The organism is Glutamicibacter sp. NPDC087583 (assembly GCF_044743685.1).
In the GTDB taxonomy this organism is placed as follows: Bacteria; Actinomycetota; Actinomycetes; order Actinomycetales; family Micrococcaceae; genus Glutamicibacter.
In genome coordinates this window covers 199,877-221,386 of sequence record NZ_JBIUWY010000003.1, presented here as the reverse complement: position 1 = coordinate 221,386, position 21,510 = coordinate 199,877, and the positions used below count along the sequence as shown (strand labels likewise).

The 21,510-nt window shown below is 62.0% G+C and carries 21 protein-coding genes; 11 read left to right on the top strand and 10 right to left on the bottom strand.

Features of this window, described 5'->3' with window-relative positions:
- Position 1 precedes the first annotated feature (1 nt).
- Complete coding sequence (gene glsA, locus ACIOU9_RS10190) at positions 2 to 1,030, bottom strand: glutaminase A (protein WP_105656141.1); 1,029 nt, start codon at positions 1,028 to 1,030, stop codon at positions 2 to 4.
- A gap of 244 nt (positions 1,031 to 1,274) precedes the next feature.
- Here glsA and ACIOU9_RS10185 point away from each other — a divergent pair, with 244 nt between their 5' ends.
- On the top strand, positions 1,275 to 1,697 hold the full coding sequence (locus ACIOU9_RS10185) for an acyl-CoA thioesterase (RefSeq protein ID WP_105656140.1): 423 nt from the start codon (positions 1,275 to 1,277) through the stop codon (positions 1,695 to 1,697).
- 198 nt (positions 1,698 to 1,895) lie between these two features.
- Positions 1,896 to 2,318, top strand: coding sequence for a VOC family protein (locus tag ACIOU9_RS10180; RefSeq protein WP_332489207.1), 423 nt, complete (start codon positions 1,896 to 1,898; stop codon positions 2,316 to 2,318).
- A 4-nt stretch (positions 2,319 to 2,322) separates the two neighbouring features.
- On the opposite strand, the gene ACIOU9_RS10175 is transcribed toward ACIOU9_RS10180, so the two are convergent.
- Positions 2,323 to 3,162 (bottom strand): SGNH/GDSL hydrolase family protein, encoded by an 840-nt coding sequence (locus ACIOU9_RS10175; RefSeq protein ID WP_400341351.1) that lies wholly within the window; start codon positions 3,160 to 3,162, stop codon positions 2,323 to 2,325.
- A gap of 71 nt (positions 3,163 to 3,233) precedes the next feature.
- Positions 3,234 to 3,842, bottom strand: coding sequence for a GNAT family N-acetyltransferase (locus tag ACIOU9_RS10170; protein ID WP_402696836.1), 609 nt, complete (start codon positions 3,840 to 3,842; stop codon positions 3,234 to 3,236).
- Between the two features lie 125 nt (positions 3,843 to 3,967).
- Here ACIOU9_RS10170 and ACIOU9_RS10165 point away from each other — a divergent pair, with 125 nt between their 5' ends.
- The 3 genes from ACIOU9_RS10165 to ACIOU9_RS10155 are packed head-to-tail and all read left to right on the top strand — an operon-like array spanning position 3,968 to position 6,797.
- Entirely contained in the window at positions 3,968 to 5,260 is a 1,293-nt protein-coding gene (locus ACIOU9_RS10165; RefSeq protein ID WP_402696834.1) for a sensor histidine kinase, read from the top strand.
- Complete coding sequence (locus ACIOU9_RS10160) at positions 5,248 to 5,937, top strand: response regulator transcription factor (RefSeq protein ID WP_332727922.1); 690 nt, start codon at positions 5,248 to 5,250, stop codon at positions 5,935 to 5,937. The genes ACIOU9_RS10165 and ACIOU9_RS10160 overlap by 13 nt, the downstream gene beginning before the upstream one ends.
- Positions 5,934 to 6,797, top strand: a complete 864-nt coding sequence (locus tag ACIOU9_RS10155; protein WP_402696832.1) for a hypothetical protein — start codon at positions 5,934 to 5,936, stop codon at positions 6,795 to 6,797. Before ACIOU9_RS10160 ends, ACIOU9_RS10155 begins: the two co-directional genes overlap by 4 nt.
- Before the next feature lie 86 nt (positions 6,798 to 6,883).
- Here the strand turns inward: ACIOU9_RS10155 and ACIOU9_RS10150 are convergent, their stop codons facing one another.
- The 3 genes from ACIOU9_RS10150 to ACIOU9_RS10140 form a co-directional block, all read right to left on the bottom strand.
- Positions 6,884 to 7,711: a PspA/IM30 family protein gene (locus ACIOU9_RS10150; protein ID WP_105656123.1), complete on the bottom strand. Its 828-nt coding sequence runs from the start codon at positions 7,709 to 7,711 to the stop codon at positions 6,884 to 6,886.
- Positions 7,712 to 7,795: 84 nt separating this feature from the next.
- Positions 7,796 to 8,515 (bottom strand): AAA family ATPase, encoded by a 720-nt coding sequence (locus ACIOU9_RS10145; RefSeq protein WP_402696830.1) that lies wholly within the window; start codon positions 8,513 to 8,515, stop codon positions 7,796 to 7,798.
- Between the two features lie 112 nt (positions 8,516 to 8,627).
- Entirely contained in the window at positions 8,628 to 10,526 is a 1,899-nt protein-coding gene (locus ACIOU9_RS10140) for an FAD-dependent monooxygenase (protein ID WP_402696828.1), read from the bottom strand.
- A gap of 169 nt (positions 10,527 to 10,695) precedes the next feature.
- Between ACIOU9_RS10140 and ACIOU9_RS10135 the strand changes: the two genes are divergently transcribed.
- Positions 10,696 to 11,361 (top strand): IclR family transcriptional regulator, encoded by a 666-nt coding sequence (locus tag ACIOU9_RS10135; RefSeq protein WP_105656120.1) that lies wholly within the window; start codon positions 10,696 to 10,698, stop codon positions 11,359 to 11,361.
- A 408-nt stretch (positions 11,362 to 11,769) separates the two neighbouring features.
- The gene (locus ACIOU9_RS10130) at positions 11,770 to 12,534 is read left to right on the top strand and encodes a DUF2786 domain-containing protein (RefSeq protein WP_133834164.1); all 765 of its coding nucleotides are present in this window, start codon (positions 11,770 to 11,772) and stop codon (positions 12,532 to 12,534) included.
- Here the strand turns inward: ACIOU9_RS10130 and ACIOU9_RS10125 are convergent.
- Positions 12,531 to 13,778 (bottom strand): MFS transporter, encoded by a 1,248-nt coding sequence (locus tag ACIOU9_RS10125; RefSeq protein ID WP_286134065.1) that lies wholly within the window; start codon positions 13,776 to 13,778, stop codon positions 12,531 to 12,533. The genes ACIOU9_RS10130 and ACIOU9_RS10125 overlap by 4 nt on opposite strands.
- Before the next feature lie 115 nt (positions 13,779 to 13,893).
- Positions 13,894 to 14,352 carry a GatB/YqeY domain-containing protein gene (locus ACIOU9_RS10120; RefSeq protein ID WP_332489211.1) on the bottom strand — a complete coding sequence of 153 codons (459 nt, stop codon included), beginning with the start codon at positions 14,350 to 14,352 and terminating at the stop codon, positions 13,894 to 13,896.
- A gap of 109 nt (positions 14,353 to 14,461) precedes the next feature.
- Between ACIOU9_RS10120 and ACIOU9_RS10115 the strand changes: the two genes are divergently transcribed.
- Positions 14,462 to 15,886 (top strand): DUF4232 domain-containing protein, encoded by a 1,425-nt coding sequence (locus tag ACIOU9_RS10115; RefSeq protein ID WP_402696825.1) that lies wholly within the window; start codon positions 14,462 to 14,464, stop codon positions 15,884 to 15,886.
- A gap of 12 nt (positions 15,887 to 15,898) precedes the next feature.
- Here ACIOU9_RS10115 and ACIOU9_RS10110 read toward each other — a convergent pair whose 3' ends face one another.
- Positions 15,899 to 17,173 carry a carbamoyl-phosphate synthase gene (locus ACIOU9_RS10110; protein ID WP_133834167.1) on the bottom strand — a complete coding sequence of 425 codons (1,275 nt, stop codon included), beginning with the start codon at positions 17,171 to 17,173 and terminating at the stop codon, positions 15,899 to 15,901.
- Positions 17,174 to 17,186: 13 nt separating this feature from the next.
- Positions 17,187 to 18,329: a peptidoglycan bridge formation glycyltransferase FemA/FemB family protein gene (locus tag ACIOU9_RS10105; RefSeq protein ID WP_133834168.1), complete on the bottom strand. Its 1,143-nt coding sequence runs from the start codon at positions 18,327 to 18,329 to the stop codon at positions 17,187 to 17,189.
- 96 nt (positions 18,330 to 18,425) lie between these two features.
- Between ACIOU9_RS10105 and ACIOU9_RS10100 the strand changes: the two genes are divergently transcribed.
- Genes ACIOU9_RS10100 through ACIOU9_RS10090 form a run of 3 tightly spaced genes read left to right on the top strand, consistent with a single transcriptional unit; the run spans position 18,426 to position 21,444 of the window.
- Positions 18,426 to 18,755, top strand: a complete 330-nt coding sequence (locus ACIOU9_RS10100; RefSeq protein WP_105656113.1) for a metal-sensitive transcriptional regulator — start codon at positions 18,426 to 18,428, stop codon at positions 18,753 to 18,755.
- 59 nt (positions 18,756 to 18,814) lie between these two features.
- Positions 18,815 to 19,129 carry a heavy-metal-associated domain-containing protein gene (locus ACIOU9_RS10095; protein WP_105656112.1) on the top strand — a complete coding sequence of 105 codons (315 nt, stop codon included), beginning with the start codon at positions 18,815 to 18,817 and terminating at the stop codon, positions 19,127 to 19,129.
- Between the two features lie 56 nt (positions 19,130 to 19,185).
- Positions 19,186 to 21,444 (top strand): cation-translocating P-type ATPase, encoded by a 2,259-nt coding sequence (locus ACIOU9_RS10090; RefSeq protein WP_133834169.1) that lies wholly within the window; start codon positions 19,186 to 19,188, stop codon positions 21,442 to 21,444.
- Positions 21,445 to 21,510 lie beyond the last annotated feature (66 nt).

Below are 21,510 nucleotides of genomic sequence, written 5' to 3'. Positions count from 1 at the left end.
ATCAGCTTTCCCGGTCCGGAGCCGAAGCGAAGAGGTTCAGGCCCATGGCACGCGAAAGCTGCCCGATGGCAAGCTGCGCCCGCACCGAGTTCCCGGCCATATCCAAGGGTGGCGAGAACGCGCCAATGGCGCCCTTGCCCGGAGCGACCGCGACAATGCCGCCAGACACCCCGGACTTCGCCGGGATGCCGATCTCGAACAGCCACTCGCCGGAACGCTCGTACAAGCCGTTGGAGGCCACGGTCGCCAGGGTATCGCGGCATACGTCTGCATCGACGACGCGCTTTCCGGTCACCGGGTTCACTCCGCCATCGGCCAGCGTCGCGCCCATGACGGCAAGATCATGCGCGCTGATATTCAGCGAGCACTGCTTGGTGTACACATCAACGGCATCCGCAGGTTCGTTCTCCAGCCGCCCATAGCTCTTGAGCAAATGCCCCAGGGCCTTATTGCGTTCGTTGGCCAGCGATTCGGAGTGGTAGACCTCGTCATCCAGGCTCAGCGCCCGGCCGGCAAAGGCGGAGAGCCCTTCCCGGACGTTCTCCCACTTCTTGGCAGCGGTCTTGCCGGGCATCATTGCTGTCGTGGCGATGGCGCCGGCATTGACCATGGGGTTCATCGGCAAGCCGTTGTTCAATTCGACGGCCATCACAGAGTTGAAAGACATGCCCGTATTGTTCACGCCGATGCGTTCGCGAACGACCTCGCGCCCGTGCTCCTGCACCACCAGCGCGTAGACGAACATCTTGGAGATCGACTGGATCGAGAACAGGTGATCGCAATCGCCAACCATGTGGACAGAGCCGCCGACGTGGGACATGGCGATGCCAAAGAGATTGGGGTCCGCTTGGCCCAGGATCGGAATGTAGTGGGCAAGGAGCCCGTCGTCGGCATCCGCGTATCGCTCATGGGCTTCCTTGAGCAGGGAATCGATGCGATCATGTTCCAGCTCACCGGTAGAAACTTGCTGAACGACGTCGTCGAAATCGGTGGGAATAGTTTCGTTATTCCCTTCCGAAGGATAGGTCATTTTCACCTGCCTTTTAGTCCTGGGTCCGTTGATTCATGCTGCTTGATTTGACCTTATCAACAGCATTGCCGCTTAGCACCTTGGATACAGCCATCAACAGGCAGGAAGCATTGGGCCAGTTCTCCCGGCGCCCGCTCCAATCACGTGTCCACTTGGTGCTCAATGCATGAATCGCATGTGTTTTCCCCTACATTGTGGAGCAACTTACAGCGCAATGCACCCGATCTGACTTAGCATTTTGTGTATGGCTAAGGGTATTACTTTTCATACGCGCAAGTGGGTTCGCCCAGAAGACTTGAACGCAAACGGCACGCTGTTCGGCGGCAGCCTGTTGCGCTGGATCGACGAAGAAGCTGCGATCTACTCGATCATCCAGCTGGGCAACAAGCACGTTGTCACCAAGTTCATGTCCGAGATCAACTTCATCGCCTCCGCAAAGGAAGGCGACCTGATCGAGATGGGCCTGACCGCTATCGACTTCGGCCGGACTTCGGTCACCCTGCGCGCAGAGGTGCGCAACATCTTCACCCAGGAATCGATCCTGACCATCGAGAAGATCGTCTTCGTGAACATCGGCGAAGATGGCAAGCCGGCACCGCACGGCTACGACCACATCACCTACACCCGCGATCGCATCCCGCTGGAAATCACCAAGGCACTGATCTAGTCCCCGTTTGAATGCCCGAAGCCCTCAAGAATTCAAGGGTTTGATTCAAGGCCCCGCACGGCCGCGCTTAACTGCGTGCCCTAGCGGGGCCTTGTTTCATTTCAAGGTTAATCCCGCATAGCTCTTGCGCTCGGTTCATGCGTCCAGCAAAGTTGTTTTTGCACTGAGGAATTCCCCCGACGCAGAAGCGAGAAACCCATGGGCCAGATGATTTTCGTCAACCTACCGACCGCCGATCTAGCCAGAGCCGACAAGTTCTACGAGGCCATGGGCTTCACCAAGAACACGACGTTCTCCGATGAAAATGCCACCTCATGGATCATCGCCGAGAACATTCTCGTAATGGTCCTGCGCCAAGAGTTCTTCGCAAGCTTCCTGGTCAACGGCGATAAGCCGGCGCTCGGAAGCGGCCTGCGCGAAACCCTCAATGCCCTCTCGGCAGAAACCCGTGAAGGCGTCGACGACTTCGTTGCGCGGGCCGAGGCCGGTGGCGGCAGCGTCTACCGCCCGGCAGATGAGCCATTCCCGGGCATGTACCAGGCAGCCGTCCAGGACCCGGATGGCCACGTCTGGGAAATCGCGTGGATGAGTCCAGAAGCAATGGAAAACCCAGGCAGCTAGGCTGCTAGCCGACCTCGGAATTCCGCAGGTGCCGCAGCTCTTCTGCTTTGCGGCGCTTGCGGAACTGCTTCTTCATCCCCTTGGCCGGATGCATCGGCTCCGGCCAGCGGGGACGCAACTGGTCCCCAAGGGTAATACCGCGCATGCGCCGCCCGAACATCGGTAGCACCCACTGCCTCAGCCATTCCACGTCGCGCTGCGTGGCCTGCCAGAATCCGACCCGGTCCGCGGCGCCAAAAGGATCGAAAACCAGCTGGTGCGGATACCCGAGGATCTCCAGGATCCTGATGGCCATGTAGCGATGGCCGGCACGATTCATGTGCAGCTTGTCGATATCCCACATGCGCTTATCCCGGTAGGCCTCCCAATTCCAGTAGTCAACGAGCACTACTGAGTCCGGATAGCGTTCAGCGAGCCGGCGCACGTGGTCATTGAAGCGCCAGTTGCGCCGCTTGAACGGGGCGAGCACCGGGTGCACGGGGATATCGAACCCAGTGAACAGCAGGACCTTGGCACCCGTGGAAACCAGGGCTTCGACAGCTTGCGAGTATCGGGCAAGGAATTCCTTCATGTCCTTGCGGAATTCCAGGATGTCGTTGCCGCCGGCATAAAAGGTGATCACCTCCGGCCTGAGTTCCAGGGCTACGGGGATCTGCTCGTCGATAATCGACTGGAGTCGTCGGCTGCGGATTCCCAGGTTCACGTACTGCCACTCGGGATCCGCTTTGGATAGCTGCTTGGCCACGCGATCGGCCCATCCGCGTACCCCGTTGGGCAGCCTGGGTTCCCAGTCCCCCACGCCTTCGGTAAAGGAATCCCCGATCGCCATAAACAGCCGTCCCATGCTACCGACGCTAGAAGCCGAAAGTGCATAGCATGAAGCTTGCGGTTGAATTTCTGGTAAACCCTGGCGGTTCAGAAAACCATGCGCATGATCAGCCGGGGCATCCTGCTGGCCTGGGCGTCGCTGACCCCGACGACCTCGAACCCGGCCTGCTCGAACATCTTCCTGGTTCCGACGAAGGCCATGGTCAGGTCCATCCGCCCTGCCGGATCCACGGGGTAGGCTTCGACCGCCTGCGCCCCGAGGTCCCGCGCATACTGCACTGCGCCTTGGACCATTTCCCGATTCACGCCCTGGCGGCGATAGCCGCTGCGCACCACCATGCAGGTGATGCTCCAGGCCTCCAGATCATCCACGGGCCTGATGAGCTTGGACTTTTCCAGCAGTGGGATCCTCGATCGCGGAGCGATGCTGCACCAGCCCACCGGTTCCCCTGCGCGATAGGCGATCACTCCCGGGGCAATCGGCTCGGTGCTCAGCGAGCGCATGGCGGCGAACCGGTCCCCTGCACCTCGTTCCCTGATCTCGGCAGCACCGATCCGGTGCGACAAGCACCAGCAATGATTCTGCCTCCGGCTCGGATTCACTACCGTCGCGAAGTCATCCATGCGTTCTTCGGCCAGGGGCCTGATCTCGATGGGCGCTGTTCCTGCCGCCTGCGAATCCTGGTTCGTGTCCATCTGCCCATCCTGCGCTCCGAAAAGCCAAAAGGGCACCCTGGGAGGCAAATTCTTCGGGTTTTCCATAATGAAGAACTCCGGTTCCCTCGGTGTTGGCGCTGACCTGCGCGCTCTAGTGTTGAGGTATGACTTCGACACCTAAGGTTCTACCGGGCACCGCACCTGCCCGTCCCCCGCTGAGATTGGGCATGACGCTGCTGCATATGGCATTGTTCGGGTCTGCCGGCCTGATCCTGTTTTCGCTGCTGCTGGCCTGGCTCTCGGTAGGCGTCGCGCTGACCCCGATCCTCGGTTTGGGCCTGCTCGTCTTGGCCGGATTGGTCTATGCGCTCTTCGGCCTGGCCCGCTTCGAGCTGACTCGAGTCAGCAACCTCTACGACATGGACGTCGCTCCGCTGACCTGGCGGCCACGCCGCCGTGAAGGCTTTGGCGAATACGTCCGTTCGCTCGGGCGCAATGTGTCCAACGGACGCATGTGGGCGTTGCTGGGAAGCTTGCTCTTCTCCTGCCTGGCCGGCTCGCTGATGCTCACTGCCCTGCAAATGGCCGTGCGTTCGTCCATCGTTGCCTTCGCCCCGGTCTTGCAGGCAGATAGTGCCGACCCGCTGGGAACCGTTCCCGGGCTGTGGGGCTTCCAGACCCCGGTAAGCCAGGCACCTTGGCTGGTGCTGGCGGCGCTGCTGGGAATAGCAGTGGTTATCGGCTTGGTTTTCTTGCACCGGATGGTCACCGTGGGAATCGTCGGCTCTATTGCCCGCGAGAGTGCACTGGTCGAACGCGTGCGCACCACCGCGGTGCAGCGCGAAGGAGCGGTGCGCGCCGCAGAGGTGGAGCGCACCCGCATCGAACGCGACCTGCACGATGGGGTCCAGCCCCGGCTGGTCTCCGTGGCCATGACCTTGGGGCTTGCGCACCAGCAGATCGACAGCGATCCGCAGCAGGCCAAGGAACTGGTGGCCGAAGCCCACGCTTCAACCAAGTCCGCGATTACCGAACTGCGCCAGCTCACCCGCGGAATCTACGCGTCGGTGCTCGATGACCGCGGACTGGATGCGGCGCTCTCGGCTATCGCAGGCCGCTCGCATATCCCGGTTGGCCTGGATATCCAGCTCAATGGGCGCTATCCGCGCGTGGCCGAAGCAGCGGTGTACTTCGCCATTGCCGAGGCGCTGACCAATGCTGCCAAGCATTCGCGGGCCCAGCGCTGCCAGATCACCGTGAGGGTCCGGGAGCATGAGGGCCAGCAAAGCCTGTGGGCCCGCATCGAGGACAACGGCACCGGCGGGGCGCGCATCACCCCCGGCGGCGGCCTGGATGGAATCAATAATCGGGTGCTCGCCGCCGGCGGCACCTTTAGCCTGGACAGCCCCCAGGGCGGGCCAACTGCAGTGGAGGTGAACGTGCCATGCGCGTACTGATTTGCGAGGATTCGGTCCTGCTGCGTGAAGGGCTGGTCAGGTTGCTGGCCCACAGCGGCCACCATGTTGTCGCGGATTTGCCCGAAACCAGCGGGCTGATGGATTTCCTGGACAACTCGTCCGCCGATGATTTCCCGCAGATCTGCATCCTGGATGTCCGTCTCCCGCCGACCTACACGGATGAAGGCATCCGTGCGGCGCTGGAACTGCGCAAGAAGTATCCGGATCTGCCGGTGCTGGTGCTCTCCCAGTACGTCGAGGAGCGCTACGCCTCGGAACTGATTTCCACCCAGTCCGGAGCGATCGGCTACCTGCTCAAGGACCGTGTTGCGGATGTCAGCGAGTTCATTGCTTCGCTGGAGCAGATTGCAGGTGGTGGAACCGTCTTGGACCAGGAAGTGGTGGCACAGCTGTTGACTCGACGCAATCACGATGACCGCATGCAGAAGCTGACCGACCGGGAACGCACAGTCCTGGCCGCACTGGCCGAAGGAAAATCCAACCAGGCGATCGCCGCGCTGCTCTTCCTCTCGGAGGCCAGCGTAGAAAAGTACATCACTTCCATCTTCCAGAAACTCGGCTTGGAAGCCGACGGAACGGGCAACCGGCGCGTGCTGGCAGCCCTGGCTCATATTGAAACCCTGGGCACCAACCGCACAGACAGGACAGGATCATGACTACCACGCAAACCATGCCGCTACCGCCAAACCCACCGGCGCCACCCAACAACGGCAAGCCGCTGAATATCATCCTCGCGGTGCTCGGCGGGCTGGTCATTCTCACCTTGGTCATCGCCACGGCACGCAGCGCCTTTGCTTCGGTCTCCCGGGAGCATTCGGTCCACGAAGCAGAGGTCTCCGGGGTGACCGCCTTGGAAGTTTCGGCGAGCTCGGGACGCTTCGATCTGGTCTTTGCGGACACCGACAAGGCAACACTTGAAGTCAAAAGCGCCAAGTCCGCGAGCTGGAAGCTGCATCGGGAGCACGATCGGCTCATCGTCGAAGCCCCGAATGCCTGGGACAACTTCTGCTTCTTCGGCTGCGGATTCGATGACAACGAGGCTACGCTGGTGCTTCCGCAATCCATGAACAATGGAACGCTGGATGCGGACTTCGAGCTGTCCGCCGGATCCTTCAACGCAGTCGGTGCCTACAAGGACCTGGTGGTTGAAGTCGGTGCCGGGGAGCTGAACCTCGCCGGCAGCGCGCACACCGCCGATATCGGCTTGGGCGCAGGGGAAGCAACGGTGCGATTGGGCGATGTCCGAAGCGCCCGGTTTGATATCTCGGCCGGCGAACTCATTGGCGAACTCTCGGGCAAGGCGCCCAAGAGCATCGAGGGCAGCGTCAGCGCCGGCTCGCTGGAGCTGGAACTGCCCGAGGCCACCTACGACCTGCGGCAGAATACGGCCGCCGGTTCCGTCGAGAACCTTCTCGCCACCGATCCGAACTCCCCCAACAAGATCACGATCGATGTCTCCGCAGGCAGTGCCACCTTGAGTCCCGCAGGAACCGCCCAGGAATCGGTTGGCCGCTAGACCCGGTTTCCACGAAAAAGGCAAAGCGTCCCTTCCCGGATCAGTAGTGATCCGGGAAGGGACGCTTTGCCGCTTTTGGCTAGGACCTAGGCTTGGTTCTTCTTCAAGGCGGCCAAGCGTGCCTCGATCTCGGAAACCTGCGGTGCGCCGGCTTCGATCTGTGCGGCGCCGTCGGCTTCCTCGAGGATGTCCTGCGGGGCGTTGCTGGCCTTCAAGGCTGCCAAGCGCGCATCGACTTCGGTCTCGGCACCAAGGTCTTCCAGCTGCGCGAACTGCGCATCGAGGGAAGACGCCGCCAGTTCCTGCGCACCGCGGACCTTGGCTTCGTCCTGGCGGATCTGCTGCTCGAAGCGGCTGATCTCGCTGGTCGGGTCGTTGATGTCCAGGGCCTTGAGGGTGTCCATCATCTGATTCTGGGTCTTGGCATTGCGCGCGCGGGCCACCAGCTCATCGCGCTTGGCCACCAGTTCCTGGCGCTTGGTCTGCATGGTGTTCAGACCGGTCTTCAGCTTGGCGACGACATCACGCTGGGTGGTGATCGTGGATCCCAGGTTCTTGGCGCGCTTCTCGGCGTCCATCTGGCGCTGGATGGCCACAGTGGCCAGCTGGTTGAACTTCTGCTGGTTGGTGCTGTCACCGGCGGCAGAATATTCATCAGCCTTGTTCGACGCGGCCAGAGCCTTGTTGCCCCAATCCTTGGCTTCCTGCTGGAACTTGGCGTGGTCGTCCTCGGCCATGCGCAGGTTGCCGATGGTCTGGGCGACCGCCTGCTCGGCCTGGGCAATGTTGTTGGTGTATTCGCGAACCGACTGGTCCAGCATCTTCTTCGGATCCTCCAGAGCATCCAAAGCGGCATTGGCGTTAGCCTTGCCGATACCGAACATTCGAGCCCAAATTGAGCGCTTCTTGGCCATAGTGCGTCCCTTCGTCTTCCGTTGCTTAAAGCTTAGGGGAATTAGCTGCGCCGCTCTAACCGAAGACCACGCTGCGTCGGCAATCTAGTCATTGAAATGGCGCAGGTACCGTCCCGGGGCATCCAGGAAAAGCCGCCAGTTCCGCACCATGTCCAACTCGTCGTAGTCCGATTCGCGGATGCCCCACTCCCCGATTTCATAGATTCGCGCCTCCGGCAAGGAAGCAAGAATTGGCGAGTGGGTGGAGAGAATTACCTGGGAACCGGAACGCAGCAGATCTGCAATATGCGAGAGCAGCATGAGGCAGCCATTGAAGGACAGCGCTGATTCGGCTTCGTCGAAGACCCACAACCCGTTGACATACGAGCGCTCGGTGAAGAACTCGACGAAGGATTCGCCATGGCTCTGGAAATTGTGCTTTCCGCGCGAGCCGATGGAGCCCAGATAGGCGAAGTGCCCGTGCATGGTTTCCGCGCGCAAGAACACGCCGGCCTTGGACGCACCGGCTCCGCGTTCCAATTGCAGGTGCGAGGACAACCCGGATTCGGTGGGTTGGGTCTGGTGCATGCTGTTGCGGGTTCCGCCCTCGGCATTCAGCCCAAAGGCCGCTGCAATCGCCTCGACAAGAGTTGATTTTCCCGCGCCGTTTTCCCCCACCAGCACAGTCAGCTGGCCCAGTTCAAGGCCCTCGTCAAGCAGTTGCTGCACCGCCGGGATCTGGGCGACCCAGTCGGAACGATCCATGGGTGCCTTGGGATGTTCGGTGATGCGGCGAACCGGCAGCGTGTCGAAAAGTGCGCTCATGCACCCGAGGCTACCAGCAGCGCGCGACAGCTTGGCGGCAGTTATGCAGGCTTGGCCCCTTGGCCGCACCCATGGTTCAGCAGGGTGCGGCCAAAAGAGCCACTAGGGTTTTCTAGCCGTTGACCGGAAGCATGTTCCCGGCGAAGAACCCGGCAATCTCCTCACGCGCATCCAGCGGGAAGATCCCGGCGACGTACTGATCCGGGCGGACCACCACGATGGCGCCGTCCTTGCTGATTTCGCGGTCGCGGAAGATGTCGCGGCCGTGCCCGGCTGCGAATACCTGGTTGATGTCGTGCAGGCCGTACGGGACCTTCAGCGGCTGGAAGGCCTTGGGCACATCATGCAGCTCGACCTGCGTATAGTCCTGCTGGTAGATGGCCTTGGTATCGAAAACGGCATCCTCGTCCCCGCCCGCCGGAGTGTACAGGTTGCGCGGCGATGCCGGATCGGCGCTCCACCAAGCGGCGAAGTCGGCCATTGCGGTGCCCTCCAGTGCCGGTGCAGCCGCGTCGGCGAAGGCGTAGATGCGCCAGCGTCCGTCAGCCTCGTGGAAGTGGCCCAGGTGGCGCCAGCGGTTATCCGAACGGCGAATGACCTCGGCGGACTTGAAGCGCTTGCCCACCGGGAAGCCCGGGGCCAGATCCTGGTGCTCCAGGCCGGCGGTGATCGGCGATTGGGTGTACTGCGTCATGAACCCGGCAGGGAATTCCTGGGTCTTGGTGTAGTACTTCTCCAGCTCGTCAGGGTCTTCCCAATCGTCCACCGACTTGGCCATCAGGGTGGACCATTCCTTGTCGAAGGCGATCAGGTTCTGCGCGATGACCTTGCGTTCCCCGGCGTAGGTATCCAGCAGCGCATCCGGGGCGCGGCCTTCGAGCACGGCGGCCAGCTTCCAGCCCAGGTTGAAGCCGTCCTGGATGGACACGTTCATGCCCTGCCCGGCCTTGGCCGAGTGGGTGTGGCAGGCATCGCCCATGATGAAGGCGCGCGCGCAGCGGGTGCCGCGCTCCTCATCGGAAACGTCGTCGAAGCCGTCGGTGATCCGGTGGGCCACCTCGTAGACCGAGAACCAGGCGACGTTCTTCACGTCCATGGTGTACGGATGGATGATGCGGTTGGCCGTGGCCACGATTTCCTCGACCGGGGTGTTGCGGATGGCCCCGGCATCCTCGGCGGTCAGCTCGCCCAGGTCCACGTAGAAGCGGACCAGATAGCCGCCCTCGCGCGGGATAAGCAGGATATTGCCCGCGTCATGGGACTGGATGGAGCATTTGACCTGGATGTCCGGGAAGTCGGTGTTGACCATGACGTCCATGACGCCCCAGGCATGCAGGGCCGCATCGCCGTGCAGCTTGTGGCCCAGCGAGCGGCGCACCTGGCTGCGCGCGCCGTCGCCGCCAACCAGGTACTTGGCCTTCACGGTGCGCTCTTCGCCAGTACGCGGCCCCGCCACGTACTTGATGCGCGCGGACACCGGGTATTCGGCGTCCGGGTCGATCTCGCAGCCGAGGTATTCCACGCCGTAGTCCGGGGTGATTTTGCCCGGCGCGCGTTCGGCGTCACGCAGGAAGTAGTCCAGGATGCGCGACTGGTTCACGTAGATGTGCGGGAACTCGCTCATTCCGGTGGAGTCGTCGGCAGCACGCGAATGGCGCTTGATGTTCGCCGGGTTCTCGGGGTCCGGGGTCCAGAAGCACATTTCGACATTGCGGTAGGCCTCTTCGACAACCTCGTTGGCGAAGCCGAAAGCCTGGAAGGTTTCCACCGAGCGGGCCTGGATGCCGTCGGCCTGGCCGACGTCGAGCCGGCCCGGGCGCATCTCGATGGCGCGGGCGTTGATGCTCGGGAAGCGCGAGAGCTGCGCGGTCACCACGGCGGCCGCCGGACCGGTTCCAACGATCAGCACATCCATTTCATCGGGAATTTGCTCGGCGCGGTCGATGCCGTAGCCGGCCGCTTCCTTGACCCGTGGATCCCCGGAAACGTATCCCCTGTGGTGAATCTGCATAATGTGGCTCCCCTATCGCTGTGCCGCTGAACTTCATTGTCTCTATAATTGCGACACTGTTCTAACTATAGAAACAATCGTAGCTTTCACGTAGGCTGTAGGCAAGACGTGGATCACACCGGGAACAGCACGGCAGGCATCTGCGCAGGCCAGATGGAATGATTGGAACATGAGCAAAACCACCGAAGGCGGTTCGCAGACCCTGGGCCGCGGGCTAGAGGCACTGACCCTGATCGGGGAATCCGCGACGCCGCTGAGCGTCTCGGAACTCGCCGGACTGCTGGGCGTGCACCGCTCCATGGCCTACCGGCTGGTCAAGACCTTCGAGCAGTACGGTTTCGTGGAACGCAATCCTGCAGGCGAGCTCGAGTTGGGAGCCCGCCTGGGCGCGCTGGCGCGCAACGTCGCCAAGTCCCTGCAGGCCGCGGCCGCACCGCATCTGGCCACTGTCTCCGATGAGCTGCAGATGACGGCGCTGCTTGTCGTCTTCGATGGCGAGGCAGCCGTTACCCTGAGCACCGCAGAACCCCGGCTCGCCGATGCCACCGTGGCCCAGCGCCCGGGCACCCGCCATCCGATCGACAACGGCGCACCGGGACGGGTCATCCGTTCCATGCTCAATCCCCAGGAGCACCCGGCCAAGGACTTCGAATTCAGCCATGACGAAGTGATCCCGGGGTTGACCTCGATTGCCGTTCCGCTGGTGCTCCCGCAGGGCAAGCCCGCGGCCATCGCCGTCATCTACCCGCCGCTGGAACGCGATCGCAACCACATTGCAGCCGTGCTTACGGCCGCCTCGGCACGCATCTCGGCAAGCCTGGGCATCCGCTCGTGAGCGGTACCTGCCCGCACGCTGCGCTAGCTAGGCGGTGCAGGCCTCATTGGAGCACCCCGCATCACGCGGACGGTAGGTCTGGGTTCCTTCGACCTTCTCCCACACTATGTGGCGGTGCTGCCCGCAGCGATCGCATGAAGGAGCCAGGTACGTGGCCCGCTCTTCCATGGTGTATGCACGAAAATCACCCATCACAACCTCCGATGACCAGCCGCGAAGCGAAGTTCGCGGGCCTGCTGGACCTGCTTGGTGCCTTCACTCTACGCGCGGTTTGCACAACCGGCTAGGGTCCACTGGCGGCAGTTACCCACAGCCCCTCAAGCAGGGCTCTGCACCTCGTGGCAAACTAATGCAGAGAACCGGATATGACCGCTTCGCCACCGCCGGACCGCTAGCAAGGAAGAAGCCATGAGCACCTCTGAGCAAAAGCTGCAACGCTTGAAAGAACGCATTGCCCTATTGCTGAACAAGGCCGAGAACACCACTTATCCGCACGAAGCGCAGGCCTTCCAGGAACATGCCGAACGGCTCATGGTGCGCTATGGCATCGGCCGTGCGGAACTGGATGCCGACTCGGCCCACCGGGGCAAGAAGAAGGAAGCCATTATCGAGGAGCACTTCGATATGCGCGGCGTCTACCGCCTGGGACAGCGCGATGGCCTGTCCGCGGTGGGCCGGGCCTTCCGCACGGTGTCCATGCTGCAAAGCAACTACTCGACCTCGTGCAGGCTGTACATCATCGGCCATGAATCGGATGTAGCTACCGTCAAGAATCTCTTCGCCTCCTTGGTTGTCCAGGCGACTGCCGCCATGGCCCACTGGTGGGCACAGGAGGGCAAGCTCTACGCGAACTGGTACACCGATTCCGAGAAAACCATTGAACGCCGCGAATTCCAGCGCAGCTTCTACCTGCAAGTCGCTTCGCGCATCGCCATCCTCTACCAGGAAGAAAGCGTGCACAGCGGCAGCGGGACCGAACTGGTCCTGGCTAGCCGCAAGGAACAGGTCGACGAATTCGTCAGCAACCAATATCCGTTCCTGCGCCGCAGCAGGAACCGCGCCGCAGCCGGAAGCGCCAATGCCTCATTGGCCGGACGGGTCGCAGGAAGCCAGGCAGATCTCGGTTTCGACAAGCACGTCGACTCAGCCGCGACCGGCGAAGTCGCCAGCTAGCGCACTTGCTCTAGTTGCGTGTCCTCGATGTAGCGCGGACGCCCGGCCATGATGCCGACCAGGGTCTGGAAAACGATCAAGCCGGCAATAAGCCACATTGGCGCAACCCATGAACCCGAAGTTTCGTGCAGCACCCCGACCAGGAACGGACCGGGGAACGCCAGCAGATAGCCCGCAGACTGGCCGAAGGTGGAGAGCTTCGAGACACCCGCGGCGGTGCGGGCCTTCAAGCCGATCATGGTCAAGGCCAGCGGGAAGTTCGACCCGCAAATGCCCAGCAGCACCGCCCACAGCACCGCTCCCTGGACCGGAGCAAGCAGCATGCCGATGATCGCGATGATGCCCACGGCACCGTTGAAGATCACCAGTGGCGCCTGGTTCGAGAATTTGGCAGCGAGCGCCGGCATCACGAAGGACAAAGGCACGCCCACACCCAGCAGGATCGCCAGCAGGGATCCAGCGAATGCCGGCGAGACTCCCAAGTCGATGAAGATCTTGGGCAGCCACCCCATGAAGATATAAGCCACGGCGGACTGCCCGCCGAAGAACAACGCCACCCACCATGCGGTGGCGTTCTTGCTCATCGGCCCGATGCCGGCCGCATCATTTGAGTTACTGGCAAGATGCTGCTGCTGGGCTGCGATTTGGTTGCGCATCCCGAAGTACACCAAAAGCCACAGCACCAGCGCCAGCAAGGCCAGAATTGCCCAGAATCCCAAGCCCACGCGCCAGTTTCCGCCGAGCATCTGATTCACCGGCACGGCGACCCCCGCAACTCCGGAAGCACCCAAGGCAACCGCCGTAGTGTAGGCGCCGGTGACAATCCCGATCTTTCCCGGGAACCAGCGCTTGACCAGTACCGGCATGAGAATGTTGCCCACCGCGATGCCCGCAAGGGCCAATGCGGTGCACAGCAGGAAGAATCCGGTCCCCGGAGCCACCGCGCGCAGGGCAATGCCCAACAGGACAGCACCCATGGCTGAGGCCACCACTAGTTCCGGTCCGCGCTTCCCGGCCAGCCGCGGCGCCAAGGGACCCAGCAGCGCGAAGCACAGTGGAGGGATGCCGGTGATCATTCCGGCCACGAAGCCATTCATCTGCAGGTCGCCAATCACCAGATCAAGCAGGGACCCCAAGGAGGTGACGGCAGGACGCAGGTTCAGCGAGGCCAGGATGATGGCAAGGATCAGCAGTGCGCCAGAGCCCTTGGACAGGGTGGCGCGGTTTTTCGGGAAGTCAGGCATGGTATCCACAGACTATCTGCTTCAAAACCCGGATCCCATCCCCGTTGCCTGGACTACGGCAACGGGCCGCCCCAAAAGTGGGACGGCCCGTGCCGAATGAAAAGTCCAGTGTTGGCTAGCCCAGTTTGGCGCGCACCATCTGGGAGACAGCCTTGCCATCGAAGCGGCCAGCGATTTCGGCGCCGACCAGCTTCATGGCCTGGCCCATGTCCTTCATGGTCAGGTCGTGATCGGCTGCAAGTTCGGCCATGATCCTATCGACAATGTCCTGGGCTTGCGCTTCGTCAAGCATCTTGGGCAGGTACGTGGAGATGAAGGCGGCTTCGGCCAATTCGCGTTCAGCCAATTCGGTGCGGCCGTCCTTGGCGGCCAGGCCAGCAGTTTCCTCGCGGTTGCCGACTTCCTTGCGAAGCAGGTTCTCGACATCCTGGTCGTTGAGCTCGCTGGGGTTCTTTCCCGACTTCTCCTTGGTGCCGATGGCACTGAGGATATTGCGCAGGGTCGTCTTCTCCAGCTCGTTGCCGGCCTTCAGATGGGCGATGCTGTCATCGCGCAGGCGATCTTTCAAACTCATGGGAACTCGCTTTCAATACGTGTGCTTGAAATTTTACTCGCATTATCCGGTTATCGTTTTCCGGAGTACCAGCGGTCAAGCATGAGGTCGCATTTGATACAGTAGCCAGATGAATTCACTGCGCGCTGGAGCTAGCGTCATCGCACTGGCTCTTATCGCAGCCATCCTGGTGATCTGGCAGCCATGGAATTCCTGCGACGCGCCCGATGAAGTTTGCGATTTCGTTGCAGCCGTCGAGGACCGGGACGGGGTCCTTGGCGTCCAGATGTCCTCCGAGGTCATGGATCACGATGTCTTGGCCGCACCGGATCTGTCAGTTGACCTGCAATTCGTGCTATTGGATCAGCTCGATCCTGCACAAGCGGAAGTAATCGTGCGGGAGATGGCACAACAGATCCAGGCTGGGGCCCATGCCCTGAGCTTGCGGAACATCGACCTGGCCTTTGTCGCCGGTGAACCCCAGAATATCCCAGGCTCAAAGACGAAAACCTACCCACTGGAAGTCTCCGACAATTTTTCGCACTTTGGAGGCGAAGAGCAAGCGAAGCCTGGTCTTCTCGGTGAGAGGGCTTCATTCGCATTCCGCCTACGCGAGCTCGGCGCGGCAAGTGCGGCTAACTACTCGGCCACGGCGTTTAATTTGGAGCAGCTGCTGGCGCTGGGAAAATTCGCTGCACAGGCCAAGCACCCCACCGATTTGGCACTAGCAGATCGATCCGTGCGCTATTCGCCCGCGAAACGCACTGATATTCCCGAGCTCCAGCTTCTTATCGAGGCGGCCAAGCGAGGTGTCTTCGAGAGCGCCAGCATTGATCATTCCGGATTGAACCTGGTCCTCGGCAACGAGGCGCCAGCAGAGGCGGAAAAGGAAACCCGCTTATGGCTGGAGCGGCATGGTCCCTTTGGCGAGCCCATGCCCTACAAGCTGGCATCGCCTCGATACGAGGTCCTTGCTGAAGGCTGGGTTGGAAACAAGAAACCACAATGGCTGATTCCCAAGCCTGTGGTTCTTCCCGACAAGGTCAAAAGCTGGCCAGCGAATCAGCCAGCTCCGTTGTGCGCAGAGGGGGACTTGGAAATAGCCCTCGGCGCACCCGATGCAGCTGCCGGTTCACGGTACATGGCGGTCTACGCCAAGAACATTTCTGCTCGCTCGTGCGCGTTGCAGTCCTACCCGCAGATCGATTTCCTCAATGAGGCCGGCGATGCCCAGCCAGATATCGAGCTGCAGCCCGAACCGGATATCCTCCTTGAACGCGTTGCCATCCCTTCCGGCGAAGCGGTGATTTCGACGCTGGATTGGAATGCCATGTCAACGTCCCAGGATCCGGATGAAACCGTTGCCCTGGTCATCGCCGCAGCCAAGGGAATGAAACCGGTCCAGCTCGCACCCCAATACGATGGCCAGCCGACGTCCCTTGACATCCTGGACGGGGCGCAGATCGCCCAAAGCCCCTGGGTCCAGGCGCGCGACGGGTGGGCAATTCCTGGAGACGCCTTCAAACCGCAACCACCGGCCACTCCTAGGCCCTAGGCCTGGGCAAGCCTACTGGGTGCGCGGCGGGAACGCCTTGAACTTGCGGTAGTGGTTGGCCGCATTCAACAGCAGATAGAGCTTGCGGCGAGGGTTCTTCTCGGCTGCGAACTTCAACGGGTTCGAGACCTTGCCGGCCTTGAGCAGTGCTTCCGCCTTGCGGCCGGTTCCGCTGTCCAGGAAGCGGCGCAGCAAGTGGTGCGGCAGCACGGTGAATAGCCGCTGGCGCGACAGCTGCAAGACTCCTGTCCCGGTGTCCACCACCGCGTCGGTTTCCGGGTTCGACTGATCGAACGGCGCGCCGAGGAACTCGGTGACATAGAAACGGGCCGGGTTCACCCCGGCTGCGGTCAGGTAGAAGTGGTTGCGGCCCAGGCGCGGGTTGATCTCGAAGAATTTGATCTGGCCATCGCGGTGATCGTATTTGGCATCGATCATGGCAATTCCGCGCCAGCCCAGTTCTTCGAGCATGCGCGCGCCATCGGCGGCCATCGCATCGTTGCGACCGGTGACAATGGCAGCCGAATTGCCCAGCACCAGCGGGGCATGCTCCTCGATCACCACTTCGCCGTAGCCGGCGAAGATGACCTTTTCTTCCTGGGTGGCGAAGTAGGTGCACAGGCGCATCGCGTCATCTCCGCCCGGAATGTACTCCTGGAAGATGTAGCCCGAGTCGTAGCCGCTGCCATCGATTCTGGAAATCAGGGCTTCGAGGTCGGCACGGCTGTCGATGGTGTGGATCTTCTGCTTGCCCTCGAACTTGGCGGCGATCCAATCCGCGGAGCTCGATGGCTTGCCGATGACCGGGTAGTCGAAGGAACCAACCAGCGAATCCAGCGGGGTTCCCGGGTAATACACGGCGGTGCGCGGGTGGGCGATGCCCAATTTTTCGGCGAGCGCGTAGAAGTTCTCTTTCAGTGCCGCACCCTCGATGGTTTCCAGCTGGGGGTACGGGATGACGTACTGTTCCTCAAGCTGCTCACGGTTCTTGGCGATCAGCATGATGTGGAAGTCCAGGGAGCCGAAAAGCATCAGCGGCCGATCCGCCGCGGCCTTCAGCTCATCGGCCAGCTCGACCAGGGCCGCGACTACGCGTCCCTCGTCGGCCATGGAGCCGATGGGGCGCAGTTCGATGGCTACCGAGTGCTCGATGACGCCGTTGCCGGCAGCCGGCAGAACCACCGAGCGTACCCCGTAGGCCTCGTAGAATTCGCGCGCCAAGGTGTAGGTGCCGATGTCCCCGCCGAGGATGACCGGGACAAATGGCTGGGTTGGATCGATTGCCAAAGTGGTGTTTTCCCTACTTCTTGCGCCAGTTCATGTATTTTTCGAAGGCCCACGCCAGGGGCTTGTTCAGCGCCAGGTCCCACTCGCCGTTGGTCTGCACGATGTCGCAGCCGGTGTTGGTCTTGAACTTGGTCAGCCCCGAGAGGTGGTGCTCCTTGTCCAGGGTCGCGCTCACGCCGCCCTGGTCCAGATAGCGGCAACCTGCCTCGATGGAATCGATGACCATGTGCTGCATGATCGCCTTCGGCGCGAACAGCTTGCGCTGCTCCGAGGAGGAAGCGCCGTACAGGTACCAGGCCAGGTTCGAGGAACGGATGACAATGGATGCGGCCAGGTCCACGCCTTCATTGCTGGCGATGTACAGGGTGCAGGAGCCCGGCACCGCTTCGTTGAGCACGGTGTGCATCTTCTCGAAGTATCCCAGCGGGCGGCCGGTGAAGTCCTGGCGGTCCGCGGTGTGGTTGTACAGGGCATGGAAGCGGGCCATGTCCTTGGTCTGGCCGACTTCGATTTCCAGGGTGCTCTTCAGCGCCTTGCGGGTCTCGTTGCGGGTGGTCGCCGAGTAGCTGGCCATGACCTGGTCCACGTCCAGCTGGTTGCCGTCATCATCTTGCAACGCCACGCGGGCCACGAATTCCGGCTGGCCCGCAGCGAAGTCCAGACCCACATCTTCTTTGGAGAAGCCCATTTCCAGCAAGGCGTCATTCAGCGCTAGCGCGGTGCCTGAGGTGCTCTGGGTTTCAAGGTCAGCGAGCTGGGTGAACCCTTCCTTGCCCAGGTTCTTGCGCACCGCGGCGGCACCCCAGGTGCGCACGGCCAGTCCCGGGCCCATCTTCAGCTGGAATGCGCCACGATTCTTCAGGTAGGCGGCCAGCGGCTGGATTACCTGTCCAGGCGCATAGGTGCCGAAGTCGATGACCGGGCCATCGGGGATGTAGGCGAGGGTCTTCTTGATGACCGGGGCTGCACGATGCAGCACCAGTGCCGCGCCTACCAGCTCGTCTTCCTCGAACCAGCCGAGGGATTCACCGCGCCAGCCGCCCTTGACCTGGGCCCATTCGGGACGCTGCAGGAAGCTGACGTCTTGGGCGGTCTCAAGGAATGCTGAGTGCTCGGTGCCGGAAATCGGACGCACATGAAGTTCGTTGTGGCTCACGGGTGAAATCCTACCGTGCTTCCCTCTCCGGCTGGGGGATGCTGGATACCCCTAGGGGGTACTTGACTTAATACCCCTAGGGGGTATGATCGAAATATGGATACCAACCACACGCCACATGAAACAGCTGAGCACCACGGCTATCACGCGGATAAAAGCGCGTTGGAACGACGCCTGAAGCGCATTGAAGGCCAGGTGCGCGGAGTGGCCAAGATGGTCGATGAAGACAAGTACTGCATCGACATCCTGACCCAAATCTCCGCTATCAACGCGGCATTGCACAAGGTCAGCGTGCAGCTGATCGATGACCATATCGGCCATTGCGTGGTTGATGCGGCCAAGTCATCCATCGAGACGGGTGATCCATCCATCGTGCAAGACAAAATCGCCGAGGCCACGGCCGCCATCTCCCGTTTGGTGCGCTGAGCGCGCCCCAACGGACCCATTTCCAATTCACACAGAATTCATCGAAAGAGAGCAAGATCATGAGCCACAACTGCAATTGCGGATGCTCCTCGGAAAAGAACTCCAACCAGGGCCTGCAGATCATTCCCCGCGAGCAGAGCACCCCGCTGACTAGCCATGTGGAAATCAAGATCTCCGGCATGACCTGCGGCCACTGCGTATCCTCTGTCACCGAGGAGCTCAAGGAGCTTGACGGGGTGCAAGAGGTCGAAGTGTTCCTCGATGCGAAGGGCGTGTCCACCGCCAACGTCACCACCAGCGCAACCGTAAGCGAAGAAAGCATTCGCAATGCCATCGACGAGGCTGGTTACACCGTCGAAGCAATTAACGCCTAGCCGCAAAAAAGCCAGGCACCAAGCCACAACGGCAAGAAAGTGCAAGGTCGTAAATCATGACTTCCCATGCCCCGCATGAAACAATCCCCGAATTGCGCACCGTCGATCTGGACATCCAGGGAATGACCTGCGCCTCGTGCGTGAATCGGGTGGAACGCAAACTCGGCAAGCTGCCCGGTGTCAGCGCGACGGTGAACCTGCCCCTGGAAACCGCCAAGGTCCAGGTCCCAGCCGATGTCACCGATGAAGCACTGATCGATACGGTGCAAGCCGCCGGCTATACCGCTTCCCTCAAGCACCCGCCCAAACCTGCGGGTTCGGATCACCAGGGAGATGGTGAGCATGAGCACGGCGGGCACGAGCACCTGGTGCCCAACCACCTGCTGCGCCGCCTGCTGGTCTCCGCGATCTTCACCATCCCGCTGTTCATCATTTCCATGATTCCCGCAGCGCAGTTCCCGCACTGGGGTTGGGTCGCCTTCGCGCTGGCCACTCCCGTGGTCTTCTACGGCGCCTGGCCTTTCCACAAGGCAGCGGCCGTCAACGCACGGCACCTGGCCTCGACCATGGACACCCTGGTTTCCCTCGGTGTGCTCGCGGCCTACTTCTTCTCTGCAGTGCAGCTGATCCTCGATCCGCAGCTGACTGCCCATGTCGGCATGTCCATGTCCGAGCATGCGCTCTACTTTGAAACGGCCGGCGTCGTGGCCACCTTGCTGCTGCTAGGCCGCTTCCTGGAGCACCGCGCCAAGTCCTCGGCATCCGATGCGCTGAAGTCCCTGCTGAACCTGGGCGCCAAGGATGCAGTGGTGCTTCGCGACGGCACGGAAGTGAAGATCCCTGCCGGGCAGGTGCAGGTCGGGGACCATTTCGTGGTGCGCCCCGGCGAGAAGATCGCCACCGACGGCGTGGTCATTGACGGCGCCAGCGCGGTAGACACCTCGCTGCTGACCGGTGAATCGGTACCGCAGAGAGTTGCGCCCGGCGATGAAGTCACCGGCGCGACCCTGAATGCCTCGGGCCGGCTGGTGATTGAAGCTACCCGCGTTGGCGCGGACACCACCTTGGCCCAGATGGGCAAGCTGGTCTCCGAAGCCCAGTCGGGCAAGGCGCCCATTGCCCGCCTGGCTGACCGGATTTCCTCCGTCTTCGTGCCGATCGTACTGGCCATTGCGCTGCTCACGTTCATGATCTGGTTCTTTGCCAGCGGCGATCCCTACCAGGCGTTCACCGCTGCGGTCGCCGTGCTGGTCATCGCCTGCCCCTGCGCATTGGGACTGGCGACCCCGATCGGCTTGCTGGTCGGTAGCGGACGCGGCGCGCAGCTGGGCATCCTGATCCGCGGCCCGCAGGTCCTGGAAGATACCCGCAAGCTGGACACCATCGTGCTGGACAAGACCGGCACCGTGACCACCGGGATCATGACCCATCAAGGCACCAAGGCCATCGACGGGGTCGATCCCAATGAGGTCCTGGCCTTGGCCGGTGCCGTGGAACACCATTCCGAGCATCCGATCGCCCAGGCCATCGCCAAGGCCGCAGCCGGCTTGGGTCCATTGCCCGAGGCCAGCGACTTCGATTCGGATCCAGGCGGCGGCGTGGTCGGCACGGTCAACGGGCATCGCGTTGCCGTAGGCCGCTTCAGCTGGCTCGAAGCCCAGGGCACCTCCTTGGATGACTCCGCCAAGGCCATGCTCGCGGAAGCCGAACAGGCCGGCGCGACCGCCATCCTGGTCGCGGTGGACCAGCAGTTCCAAGCTGTGATCTCGGTGGCGGACAAGATCAAGGACAGCTCCGCGAAAGCTATTGCCGAACTCCAGGAGCGCGGCCTGCGCGTGGTGCTGCTGACCGGCGACAACCAATCGGTGGCTACCGAGGTCGCCGCCCAGGTAGGCATCAAGGCCGAAGACGTATTCGCCGGGGTCTTCCCCGCCGACAAGGCCAAGGCGATCACATCGCTGCAGGAGCAGGGCAAGGTCGTGGCCATGGTGGGTGATGGCGTGAATGACGCACCGGCACTGGCACAGGCCGACCTCGGCATCGCGATGGGCTCGGGCACCGATGTGGCCATCGAAGCCGCGGACATTACCCTGATGGGCAACGACCTGCATCAGGTCACGCAGGCCATCGATCTGTCGGCCAGGACCCTGTCCACCATCAAGATGAACCTGTTCTGGGCCTTCGCCTACAACACTGCCGGCATTCCGATTGCGGCCCTGGGTTTGCTGAACCCGATGATCGCCGGAGCGGCCATGGCAGCCAGCTCGGTGCTGGTGGTACTGAACTCGTTGCGACTGCGACGGTTCGGGAAGTAGGCCTCCGGGCTTCCACAGCGGGGCATCGGTTGATCCGATGCCCCGCTTAGCCGTATCCATGCCCCT